11 protein-coding genes and 1 pseudogene are annotated in these 12,250 nt (G+C 53.7%); 6 read left to right on the plus strand and 6 right to left on the minus strand.

The genetic code is table 11. The features are described from left to right. Positions 1-114: 114 nt before the first annotated feature. From A6301_RS14130 to A6301_RS14150, 5 genes are read left to right on the plus strand one after another with little or no spacing between them, the layout of a single operon-like run. Complete coding sequence (locus A6301_RS14130) at positions 115-561, plus strand: TIGR03757 family integrating conjugative element protein (RefSeq protein ID WP_234258071.1); 447 nt, start codon at positions 115-117, stop codon at positions 559-561. After that, complete coding sequence (locus tag A6301_RS14135) at positions 558-1,493, plus strand: TIGR03756 family integrating conjugative element protein (protein WP_234258072.1); 936 nt, start codon at positions 558-560, stop codon at positions 1,491-1,493. Before A6301_RS14130 ends, A6301_RS14135 begins: the two co-directional genes overlap by 4 nt. Before the next feature lie 10 nt (positions 1,494-1,503). After that, the gene (locus A6301_RS14140) at positions 1,504-2,901 is read left to right on the plus strand and encodes an integrating conjugative element protein (RefSeq protein ID WP_234258238.1); all 1,398 of its coding nucleotides are present in this window, start codon (positions 1,504-1,506) and stop codon (positions 2,899-2,901) included. Then, complete coding sequence (locus A6301_RS14145) at positions 2,898-3,248, plus strand: hypothetical protein (protein ID WP_234258073.1); 351 nt, start codon at positions 2,898-2,900, stop codon at positions 3,246-3,248. Before A6301_RS14140 ends, A6301_RS14145 begins: the two co-directional genes overlap by 4 nt. Before the next feature lie 12 nt (positions 3,249-3,260). After that, complete coding sequence (locus A6301_RS14150; RefSeq protein WP_234258074.1) at positions 3,261-4,769, plus strand: conjugal transfer protein TraG N-terminal domain-containing protein; 1,509 nt, start codon at positions 3,261-3,263, stop codon at positions 4,767-4,769. Between the two features lie 26 nt (positions 4,770-4,795). On the opposite strand, the gene A6301_RS14155 is transcribed toward A6301_RS14150, so the two are convergent. Next, complete coding sequence (locus A6301_RS14155) at positions 4,796-5,167, minus strand: DUF3742 family protein (protein ID WP_043898987.1); 372 nt, start codon at positions 5,165-5,167, stop codon at positions 4,796-4,798. A gap of 202 nt (positions 5,168-5,369) precedes the next feature. After that, a complete protein-coding gene (locus A6301_RS14160) occupies positions 5,370-6,338 on the minus strand; it encodes a hypothetical protein (RefSeq protein ID WP_205555189.1) in 969 nt (322 codons plus the stop codon). Positions 6,339-6,643: 305 nt separating this feature from the next. Here A6301_RS14160 and mobH point away from each other — a divergent pair, with 305 nt between their 5' ends. Continuing rightward, entirely contained in the window at positions 6,644-8,467 is a 1,824-nt protein-coding gene (mobH, locus tag A6301_RS14165; protein ID WP_234258075.1) for a MobH family relaxase, read from the plus strand. Between the two features lie 62 nt (positions 8,468-8,529). Here the strand turns inward: mobH and A6301_RS14170 are convergent, their stop codons facing one another. From A6301_RS14170 to A6301_RS14185, 4 genes and pseudogenes are all read right to left on the minus strand, one after another. Then, a complete protein-coding gene (locus tag A6301_RS14170) occupies positions 8,530-10,128 on the minus strand; it encodes a sigma-54 interaction domain-containing protein (protein ID WP_370642229.1) in 1,599 nt (532 codons plus the stop codon). A gap of 380 nt (positions 10,129-10,508) precedes the next feature. Next, positions 10,509-11,060, minus strand: a complete 552-nt coding sequence (locus A6301_RS14175; RefSeq protein ID WP_234258076.1) for a hypothetical protein — start codon at positions 11,058-11,060, stop codon at positions 10,509-10,511. 67 nt (positions 11,061-11,127) lie between these two features. After that, positions 11,128-11,655: pseudogene (locus tag A6301_RS14180) on the minus strand (type IV secretion protein Rhs); the annotation flags it as partial. A gap of 34 nt (positions 11,656-11,689) precedes the next feature. Continuing rightward, positions 11,690-12,244: a hypothetical protein gene (locus A6301_RS14185; RefSeq protein WP_234258077.1), complete on the minus strand. Its 555-nt coding sequence runs from the start codon at positions 12,242-12,244 to the stop codon at positions 11,690-11,692. Positions 12,245-12,250: the final 6 nt, after the last annotated feature.

Consider the following 12,250-nt stretch of genomic DNA (forward strand, 5'->3'; position numbering starts at 1 on the left):
GTAGTCGACTCACGCCTCTCATCAATACGGTGACCGTCAGCTTCCTTTTGTTTGTCGTGCCCCACTCGGGTTTGCAGTGGACTACCACCATTAGCAACTACATGGTGGCTCGACATGCTGACGTATCTCCTTCAATTCCTTTTGCCCAGGCTGAGGCCACTCACCATCACCGCCTGGTTGTACGCGTTGCTGTTCGCTACCGACGCCTTCGCCGCTGACATCATCGTCGTTACTGATCGACGCCATCCAGTGCAGGTCGAACACCCGTCTGTGCGGGTCATTGAGTTGGACGCCGCTCAACGCATCGAAGCCGAACTGGCCGCCAACCTCCCCCAAGACCCCGCCCGCGCCGCCATCATCGTGCAACAACGCCTGAGAGAAGGCGGCACAGCCCTGCAGCAACGCATCAACGAAGCCTATCAGGACGTTGTCGATGCCTGGAGTCTGGGCATCACCACCCTGCCCGCCGTTATCGTTGATCAACGGTATGTGGTTTATGGCGAACCCGACATCGCCAGAGCGGTTGAACTCATCAACACGCACAGGAGAACTCAGCCATGAAACGCTCACGCCACCTGCGCACCAATATTGCCACCGTTTTGCTTACGGCTGCCAGTTCGTCGTTCGCCCTCAATACCGCCACCATCGTCGCCTCATCGCTATCCCCGGATTGCCTGGAATACCGGGTCACCGGCATCTGCTACTGGCTGCTTTGCACCAAGTTCGGCTGTTCGGTACGCACCTCCGTCAAAGTCAGGCACTACGTTCCCGACGCCGTGGTATCGAGCTATAGCAACACGGGCGACAACCCGTGGGTTGAAGTGCGCGCCATGAGTATGCCCAACACCACGGCGCAGAGCGGTGGTGACGGCACCAGCAACCATGGCAACGAGAACAATCTCTCCAGTTTCCGTAACGCAGACGTGATCGGCCACCCTGGCGGCCAGGCATTCAGCCAGTTTGCCTCGTCATCAGGCTACATCTGCGACCGTGCCGGCACCGCCTTCATGCCGTACCTGCTGAGCACACTCGATACCATCGCGTGGCGCTACAACATTCCCGAAGCGGTGTATCCCGAGGCGCTGATCCCCGGTATGCGCGAGATCGGTGCACGCACCACACTGAACCTGTGGGGCAACGTCTATCCACGTGGCGGTTTCCTGCATCAAGTGGACAGCTACAAGGCCAGCGCCGTGGTCGCCCAACGGGCAGGCGATATCGTGACCCGCCGAGGACAACTGCACGTGTACCACCCCCTGCTCGCCAACGCACGCGACGGTTATTGGCCTGCAGGCGCACTGATGGAAAGCGATGCCTCGACCGGCAAATGGCAAGAACTGGCCCCTCGCCTGTCTGCCTCCTGCGCGGTCTTCCCGCATAAAGAACCCCTGGTTCAGGCACAGCAAGGCGATTACGCCTGGGCACTCTGGCGACCCTATAGCTGCTGCCAACGACGCGGACAGACCTTTCTTGGCAGTGTGGACTTCAACTGAGGACATGATGATGAAACGGCTCGACCCGAAAGCGTTTTCCATTCCTGCGCCACGCCTGCGGCAACCCGCACTATTGGTTGCCGTACTGGCTCTGAACTGTGGACTGGCGCAGGCACAGAACGGAGGCTTCCAGAACAGCGGTGCCGTCATTGGCGATGAGGTGATGTACTCCATCGGCGGCGGTAACGCCGTGTCGATGAGCGGTGCGGCCGGCATGCGCTCGATTGGTGTCGGTGTGGGTTGGAACAGCAACCTGATCTGCGGCGACATGAACATCAGTACCACAATCCAGAATCAGCTCAACGGGCTGACCAACGGCTTCCAGAACATCATGAGCAACGTGATCCAGAACGCCACCAGCGCGGTCGCCTCATTGCCCGCGCTCATCATCCAGCGGGCCGACCCGGGGCTCTACAACCTGCTGACCAATGGCGTTCTGCAGGCTCGACTCGACTTTGACCGCTCCAAACTCTCCTGCCAGGCGATGGCTGAGCGCATGGCAGACACCGCAGGTGGCCAGCTCGGCTGGAACCAGATTGCCCAAGGCATGGCGCTACGTCAGGCGGTCTCCAGCACCGATGCCGTCTCGGCTATTGAACAGGCTGAAAAAAACCGCGGTAACGACGGGGTGCCGTGGGTCGGTGGCAGCAATGCCGGTGGAGCCGGTCAGCGGTCAATCAAGGTCGTCAGCGATGTCACCCGTGCAGGTTACAACCTGGTCAATGGTCGCAATGTGGCAGACACCTCATCCATCGACACAGCAAATTGCCAAAGTCTGTCCTGCCAGACCTGGGCCTCACCACAGCAGGCCATCGACTTTGCCACCCGCGTGCTAGGCGAGCAGGAACAGCGTACCTGCGAAGGCTGCACCAAGACCGAGACCGTACCAGGCGTCGGGCTGACCCCAGTCATCCAGGACGAATACGACACCAAGCTGGAAGCCCTGCAGGCGCTAGTCAACGGAACCCGCAATACCACGTTCGAGAACCTTCGCGAAGCAGGCAGTGCCTCACTACCGATCACCCGCAGCGTCATCGAGGCACTGCGTGACGAACCTGACCAAGACATTCTGGCCCGACGCCTGGCCTCCGAAGCCGCGCTGGCATCGGTACTGGAAAAAGCCCTGCTGCTGCAACGTACGCTACTGACCGGCAGGAAAGAGCCAAACGTCGCCGCCAACCAATTGGCAGTCGCCGCCGTCGATCAGGAAAGCAACACGCTTGACCGCGAGATCCTCAATCTCAAAACCGAGCTTGAACTGCGCCGCGAACTTGCCAACAACTCGCCGATGGCCATCATCCAGCGCCACAGCGCACGTGCAGCCGGCTCACGTGGCATTTATGAAGGTGATCCCGTACCCAACCGTCTTGACCAGTTGCAGCGTCCCAGCCCCGGAGGCACGCCATGAGTCTTGCCTGGCTGCGTTCACACCGCCTGCTCCGTTGGCGTACCGCCAGAGTCCTCCTGTGGACGGTGCTATTGCTGGTCATCACCGTCACAGCCAACGTCCTGGGCATCTACTTCGCTGGCAGCATTGCTGGATGGGAACACTGGCTGGCCGATGCTGCCAGCTATTTCCTGTTGTGGCGAGTGTGCCTGTACGGTGCCACCGTTTATGGCTGGTTGTGGATGCGCCGCCGCCTGCTCCTGCGCGATACCAGCCCCGATGCCCGGCGCAGGCTCATTCGTGCCGAAGTTTCCGGTATAGCGGCATTGCTGGTGCTGGAGTTCAGCCTGTTGGTGCAGAACGCATAGAGGTAGATGACCATGACGCTTTTCACCACCGATTATCTGGAGTATTACCTGACCCTGGTGAGTTGGGTCGTCCACAACGGTATCTGGGCGGTATTGGTTTCCAGCGGTGTGTTCGTCCTCCCCTTCGTGGCCATCATCATCGACGAATGGTTGAGATCCCGTACCGAGGGTGCTGACGAAGGCAACAAGGGCGTCCTGTCTTCAATGCGCATTGAAAACCGGGTATGGGTAGCAATCGTGGTGGTGATGTTCGCCGGTATTCCGTTCATTGATGTTGACCTCAACACGATCAGGTACGATCAGGCGCGTTCGGCACAGTGCCAGATCAGCGTGCCACAGCCCGAAGACACAGGCTGGTCACAATCCTTCAGCACCCTCAACAACCAGAGTGCAAAAGTGCCAGTATGGTGGGCCTTCATGCATGCGCTCTCACGCGCGCTCACTGGAGCCTCGGTGGCGGCTATCCCATGCGGCACCGACCTGCGACAAATGCGGATGGAGATCAATGCCACCCGTATTGACGATCCCCTGCTGGCTCAGGAAGTCGCGGACTTTACCCACGACTGCTACGGCCCTGCACGTGCCAAACTGTTCATGAATCGTCCTGATCTTGATGAAGCACAAATGCACGACGTGACCTGGATCGGCTCGACCTATTTTGTCAGCACCGGAGGCTTCTACGACACCTACCGCGCCAAGACACCACGTGAGGGCTGGGCCTACGACAGCAACCGTGACGCTGGCCTGGCTCAGGTGCCAAGCGGGGCTGGCTATCCGAGCTGCCGCCAGTGGTGGAGCGATGGTGGCAACGGCTTGCGTGCGCGCCTGCTGGCACAGGTCGACCCCAGCCTACTCAGCCGCATCGCCAACTGGGCTGGATTCATCAGCCGTGCAGAGGTGGATGACTCAGTCATCAGGGCGCTTGCGTCCCCCCGTCAGCAGAAACTCAACCAAGGCAGTGTCTACACCGATTATGGCGGCCAAATCGACAAAACCTTACCGAATATCGTCACACGTGCTGCAGGCGACATTGGCATGACCATTGGAGGGATCGCCGCATTCCCGGCATTGGACGTCGTGCGCCAGGCACTGCCGATGGTGCTTGCACTAATGAAGATGGCACTGGTGATCTGTATCCCTCTGGTGCTCCTGGTAGGCACCTACGACCTGAAGACCGTTGTCACGCTCAGCATCGTGCAGTTTGCGCTGTTCTTTGTGGATTTCTGGTTCCAGCTTGCTCGCTGGATCGACAGTACGATCCTCGATGCGCTTTACGGTTGGGGATGGGGCTGGAATCGGCCACACAACAATGTTGATCCGCTTATGGGCATGAACAATACCTTCGGCGACATGTTGCTGAACTTCGTCATGGGAACCATGTTTCTGGTTCTTCCAACTTTCTGGATTGCAGCTTTGGGATGGGCTGGTGTAAAGGCGGGGGCAATTGCACAGAATCTAGGAACCGGCAGTAAAGATGCAAAAGACAGCACAGCATCAGGCGTAAACAAAGCGATGCACTGATGGCTCAAAGCTTTTACGGACGGCCATCAATCATCGTACGGATCATTGGGGTCATGGGGATCAATTCGATGACCATCCGATGAGTACAACCCAAATCCAGCCTCACCATGACGTAACTCCATGCTTGGCTGCAAATCGTCATGCTCTCTGTTGCCACGGCTCTGTGCAACAAGCAAGAGACCTATCAGCAAAAGGGCCAACCAGAACGCCACATAAAGCAATAGTCCCAGAAGAGCCAGTTTGGCAATCCACAACAGGGCAAACGCTACCTTAACGGGCATCCCCTGATCGACAAACCAACTCGATATCTGTTGCTCACAACGCACATAGCCACGCCAGCCTCTGCCGAGCCAACGGCCAAAGCGTTCTGCAATACTGTTATGGCTCGTGCTATTCATGGTCATCATATACCTGCGTTACCCGCTTGTACCGGAAGTCCACCTTACAGCGATTGATACACGATGTTGTTACGGAAATCGCCTTATCTACTTATCTTAGAGCAGAAATACCATACATCAAATATCCAACTGTCGAAGATCGCCTATCCCGCTTATTGCTCTGAACAGCACATAAACTAATCGGGAACAAAGTGTGTACCAATCACCACCCTTCTGGAAACGTTTGTGCCGGCTTATATTCACATCGCATCCGCATAAATTGCTGGGGAACATTTACCGAGGCCTCAAAGAACGTGGCAAAGTCAAAGTCTTCCAGTTGATATGGAGCCACCAGTACTGCGTCCTGAGCATTCCCAAGAAAAACCACTGGCCGATCCACTGGAATATTGGCACATTGATGCGATTTATTAAAATCCAGCGCATGAGCCAACAGATAGACTTTTTCAGATACCCGATTATCGCTTAATTGAGCACTGGACCATAACCATCCATGATAAAGAAGGACGGATGAAACAAACACGCAAAGAGCGGGGTAAAGAAATGGCAAATCTGAATCTCCGCCATTAAACTTATTTTTGACCCAAGCCCCCAGAAGTAAAAAATTAAACAAAAACATAGCTATAGCCGCAACAATTATAAACGGCAAAAGCAATTTGAATACCATAAGGCCGGTTGTAAACAACAGGGTAATAGGTAAAGCCGACGCATCAACATGAAACACATCATTGACATAGATACCTGCCTGACCACGTGCATAGATCACCAGCCCCGACAGTACAATTGATAGCAACACCTTCGTGACAGTAAAACGCCACAGAGAACTCACCAGAGACAACCGTTCCAGAGATACACCAACAAAAATGGCGCACAAGGCAACGCCCCATAACCGGAATGACAGGGTATGTTCTCGAACCCAATCGATATCACTTCCCGCTGAGCGGAAAATCGCCAGCATTACTCCAATGAAACCAATTACACCAAGCGCCACTTCAAGATTTTGCTGTGATTTTTCTTGTTCACATTGGCGTGTAAACTTCCATTTCACTAAATCGTTATAAATACCCCGCACATAATATTTCAAGGAGCGATTTGTTTGCCGTGACAGATCTAATTCTGAACCCGTCAACTCCTGCCTGATACTGCTGATATCGCGTTCAATGTCGTTCTTCATTTTTACTTCCAGCCAACTCTACCAAATCGTTATTCGCCTGAAGAAAGTTACGCTACCTCTGCAGGCCGAAAGAATTACATAATGATATTTTCACCTGCAATATCAATCCTTCATACCATTATCCATTCCCAACACAAAAAGAACTCCCCCCTGCCTCATTGATACTCGATGGCACTGGCAAACAACGCTATATCAAAAGGCACCAACAAGGGTAAAACCCATAAAAGGCAATGGAATGGGGTCAAGGGGAAAGGCCCTACCCAGAAAAGGAAAAGGCCCGTTTACCCCGCACCTGAGGCATCACAATGTTTACTCTGTTCCAGCGAAAAAAGCCCACGCCACCACAGCCAGATCCTGTCATGCCAGAAAAAGGACTGATCCAGCCAGAACCCGCTGCGTCCTTGCTGAACACGCCTCGTCGGCAAAAGCTACTGGAACATATCTGGCAACGCACCTCACTCTCTCGCAAGCAATTCACCACACTTTACCGCAGGCCTCTGGAGCGCTACGCAGAGCTGGTACAGTTGTTTCCCGCCTCTGAAACGCATCATCATGCTTACCATGGCGGCATGCTCGATCACGGACTTGAAATCGTCGCCTTTGCATTGAAACTACGACAGTCCCACCTGCTGCCAGCAGGCGCACCTCCGGAAGATCAAGCCGCTCAATCAGAAGCCTGGACTGCGGCCATCGCTTATGCTGCCCTGCTCCACGATATCGGCAAGATTGCCGTTGATCTGCACATCGAGCACGAGGATGGCGGCCTCTGGCACCCCTGGCATGGGCCGCTGAAACAGCCCTACCGCTTTCGCTACCGGGATGACCGTGAATACCGCCTGCACGGAGCCGCCACAGGCTTGCTCTACCGGCAAATACTCGATAACCACATCCTCGACTGGCTCAGCAGCTACCCTGCCCTCTGGACTTCGCTGCTGTATGTGCTTGCAGGCCAATACGAACACGCCGGCATGCTGGGCGAACTCGTCATCCAGGCCGATCGCGCTTCGGTTGCTCAGGAACTGGGCGGAAATCCCAACCGCGTAATCCTGGCAGCCCCCAAGCAGGCGCTACAGCGCAAGCTACTCGACGGATTGCGTTACCTGCTCAAAGAAGAACTGAAAATCAACCAGCCCCAGGCTTCGGATGGATGGCTGACCGAGGATACGCTTTGGCTGGTCAGCAAGACCGTCTCTGACAAACTACGCGCCCATCTACTGGCACAGGGGATCGAAGGCATTCCATCCAATAACACGGCTGTGTTCAACGTGTTGCAGGAGCATGGCGTGCTGCAGCCAACCCAGGATGGCAAGGCCATCTGGAAAGCCACCATCAGCAGTGCATCCGGCTGGTCACACAGTTTCACGCTGTTGAAGCTCTCTCCGGCATTGATCTGGGAAGCGTCCGAGCGTCCAGATCCTTTCACAGGAACGGTAGCGATCGACACCAGTTCCCCCGATAGCAGCGACGCGATGCCTCCCGCACCTGAACCCGCCGTATCGACCTCTCCTGCTCACCCCATACCCGTTCTTGCAACAGCACCATCCCCCGCTGCGCCACACGATGTCATGGAAGACATGCTCGCAATGCTGATGCCAGCCGAAGCGCCCAACACTGCACCGTCTTCCAGTGCGTCAAGCGCTGCACACACCGCATCCTCGCCACCTGATGACACGGATGAGCCCATGTCGCCACAGGCCTCGGATACATCATCACAACCCGAGCCTGCCAAACCGCTTTCGAGCGAACACTTCATGGTCTGGCTGAGGGAAGGTGTTCAATCACGCAAGCTCATCATCAACGATGCCAAAGCAATGGTGCATACTGTGAACGACACGGTCTATCTTGTCAGTCCGGGGATTTTTCAACGCTATGCGCAGGAGCACCCAACAATTGCCACCATGGCAAAACAGGAGGGATTACAGGATTGGCAGTGGGTTCAAAAGCGCTTCGAGAAGCACCAAGTGCATCGCAAGCAGTCCAACGGATTGAACATCTGGACATGCCAGGTGACAGGGCCAAGAAAAACTCGGCGGTTGCACGGTTACTTACTCACAGAGCCGTCGAGCGTCTTCGCGGAGCAACCGCCCAATAACCCATACTTAACGCTTCTGGAGAACAAGCCAGCTTAATCATGCAATCCGGTGCAACACTACACATATGCCCGTTCTCAAAACGCATTGGCACAATACCGTCAATATCTGATCCCCTGTCTGAGACATTTACGATTAAACGTACGCTTGGGTATATTCAGACTGTCTGCGGCCGCCTGACGGTCGCCACCGAACTGCCGTAGCCTCGCTTGCAGGATGGCAGCCTCCCGTATACGTACGGCGAGGCGCAAATCAGCTATGTGCTGAAAATCCTCCCCCTGCATCCGTTCACTTGCCAGCCGTTTCTGCGCCTCGGGTGGCAATGCCTGTATGGTGACCGACTGACCGGATAAGGTGTGAACGCAAGCAACCTCCAGCAGGCTGCGCAATTCCCGCACGTTGCCAGGAAAGGCGTACTGCATTAGTTGACGCAAGAATGACGGCTCTAGCGTCGCTGCTGCTTTCTGCTCCCGCTCACAGCACTGCGCGATAAAGTAGCGGCACAACAGCGGGATATCCTCTGCACGTTCGCGCAGTGGCGCTACATGCAATACGCACTGGCACAGTCGGTGGTACAGATCCTGGCGGAATGCACCATCTGCTATGCGCTTTTTCAACGAATGATGTGTGGCGGCAATCAGTCGGAAATCCGAATGCACTTCCTGCGCTGCGCCAAGAGGACGAAAACACCGGGTCTCCAACACCCGCAATAACTTGGCCTGCATGGCAAGCGGCATATCCCCAACTTCATCCAGAAACAGCGTGCCACCATGAGCCTGCGCCACCAGACCAACCTTGTCGCTCAGGGCATCAGAAAACGCCCCTTTCTGGTAGCCGAACAACTCGCTTTCGATCAGATTCTCAGGGATCGCGGCACAGTTAATCGCCACAAAAGGCCTATCGCCCCTGACGGAACATTGGTGCAGCAGGCTGGCTACCACATCCTTGCCTGTACCCGTTTCACCCAGAATCAATACTGATAAAGAATGCCTAGCCGCTTGTCCGATCTTCTGTTGCAGCGCCCTCATATATGACGACTGACCGATCAACGCATCCTGTATGCGTTTTATCAGAGCCTGCTGACACGCCTCGTCCCGAGCGCGTTTAACAGAAGCGCTGAGCATTGACCGCTGATGCTGTCCTCCCGACCGCTGGCGCAAAAGTACCATCTGGTTGCAGAATATCTGAACCAGCTTTTTGCCTTCTCCACTATCGTCCCAGTGTTGTAACCGCTCAGGTGTATCCAGCAGCGCCAGTATTCCCAGCACAGTGCCGCTATCCGATAACACCGGTATGGCATACAGCCCACACGCTGATCCCAGCTCCGACAGCATCTGCTGAAAGGCCAGATGCTCAATACCCGCACCACCATTCAACGATGGCCAGACATGTGCCTTGTTCTCATGCAGGGCATAGGCCAATGGGTGGCTGAAATCATCCACATCAAGCGTCATCACAACGGACTCGCCTGTCGCCTGGCCTTGGCACAAGAGTTGCCTGCCGCTGCTATCAACCAACCCAAGTATTGCTCCCTGGGGTCGCCAGTAAGATGCCACCATAGACAAAAGCCAGTCACACACCTCAGCCTCAGTATTCTGGGCAGTCAGCGTCAATGCCAGATCAAGCCGGGATATCTGCCCCGACTCTTTACCGCTTTTTCTCCTCTGTTCCTCTTTCGGCAATTCTTTGCATTCAGACACCGCCATCTCCTTGCCGTATTTTTTATTCCTTTACGTTTATAAAATAATTTATCCACCCGAGCGAATTGATTTTATTTTACTTGCAAACCGCCAAGCATCGCCGCCCATGAAACACAGGAACACTTTCCATCAATAAAATCTACTCACCAAAAATTGAAAAACAACCAACACCATCATTATTATTTTGACACTTAATAATTAACGACCTTACGAACATAAAAACCATCGACAATCCATACCTCAGAGACAAGCTGGAACAGTGGGATAAATTTATTTAAAACAGCATAATCAGTATTTCAGACAGATTACAGATGACATAAAAAATAATGCTCACTGCGGAGAGCAGCAAACATGGCGTGAGCTTGATCAAGTTTTTAATATTAATTAGCTGATGACTGCCAAATTCCGCCAGCAAAACCTTCCGAGTCTTTAATTCTAATTGTTTGGTTTGACTTATACTTTCGTCCATCCAAATCACAATATTTGATTTCTACAGTCAGACTGACTCCATAGAGCCAAAATTTTTGTTCATCAGCGCAAGTATAACCAAATGAATTAACCATACTTTTTCCGTTCAACAGCAATGGAATCTCGCCGTCATCCGAGAAACACCTCATCACGTCAGAATATATAGAATTCGTAGTTTTATGCTCTTTAACCCATTCGGACAAACACGCATCAATATCACTTTCTTTCACACGAATACGAACATTCGTAGCAGGTCGATTTCCTGTGTTACTTAGCACCAAATTGTAGGCAATTAATTCATTACCACCAGCATGAGTCTCGACTGCCGCCGACACGATGGGTCGATTTGACTGAAACCAACTTCTTCGAGTGAATACAAATGACACAAGCGATATGCTAACAGCCAATAAAGATAAAAACAAAGATATGATAGTGATCCAACCATCCAAAATCGGTATCGGCATTTCTGGTTCCTCACATATTAATTTCAGTTAGTTTATCTGATAATGGAAAATCAGCCCGGCGACAGAGTGAGGTAAGTTCACCATCGCGGTGATGGCGTACCTCGGCTATCTGGTCACCGTCCCACAGGTAGCGGATATCTTCACGGCTCTGGTCGCAGCGTTTGCCGATACGTCGCCCGAACAGGTCATAGCGGTAAAACCAGCGCTCTCCGGTCGGCGTGTCCACCACCCTGAGCTGGTTACGGCTGTCCCACCGGTAATGTCACACCTGCGGCAGGTAGCCCGGCTGTACCAACTGCTTGCGTCTCAGCAGCCCGGCCTTGTCGTACTGGTAGTAGGTGTTGTCCTGCTGGGTCAGTTGTCCGGCCTGCCAGTCGGTCAGCCGGGTCGCATCCTGCGGCAGGCCGCTGCGGGTATAACGGCATTCTTCTTCGGTGTTGACGCCACGCCCTGCACCGCCACTCAACACCAACAGCACCCGCCCGCTGGCATCGAGCTTGTAACCTGCCGCCTCGCGATTGCGTCGGGTGCCGATCAGGTTGCCTGCACCGTCATAGAGGTATTCGCGGGTCTGCACCGGTTGCAGCTGACCGTTTTAGCTATCTGGTCGCCGCCCCAGAGAATGGGTCCTATAGACCATACCCTCCCCACACATCTCTATCATCTAATGACAGCGCATCCTCTCCATCATTCAAAAGACTATTCATGGCTACAACTTGGTTATCAGCCTCTTTATCAAGGAGGTATTCAGGCAGAATTTCAAAGTCGACCAAGTAGTAAAGCCTATTTATTGCGACCTCTGCGCAATTTGCAAAGTAATCATCACGCCCTTCTATGCAACCATTAATTAAAGACGAAATCCCCCCTAATAAATCCATTGCCCCTTGTGAAGCACACTCCTCACTCTCAGCCACCCCATCATGATCCCAATCAAATGCCTCAACGCCCTCCACAAAGGAACGAAGCTCTCCTTTATCCTCACACCTATTACCGAGATATAAATCAACAAGGATAGCCTTAAGGCTCTCGCAATAATTAGGACTCTTTACTTTATTCAAAAAACAAATCACACCCCTATCATTTAAAATAGGCCAAATGCACCAAACACCAAACCTAACCTTACTCAAAAGTTTGATGAGCTTTATATCCCTCTCCAAATTTTCGATATGCTTAGAAATATTCATAACATC

It is taken from the genome of Pectobacterium sp. IFB5596 (assembly GCF_021432585.1).
In the GTDB taxonomy this organism is placed as follows: domain Bacteria; phylum Pseudomonadota; class Gammaproteobacteria; order Enterobacterales; family Enterobacteriaceae; genus Pectobacterium; species Pectobacterium punjabense.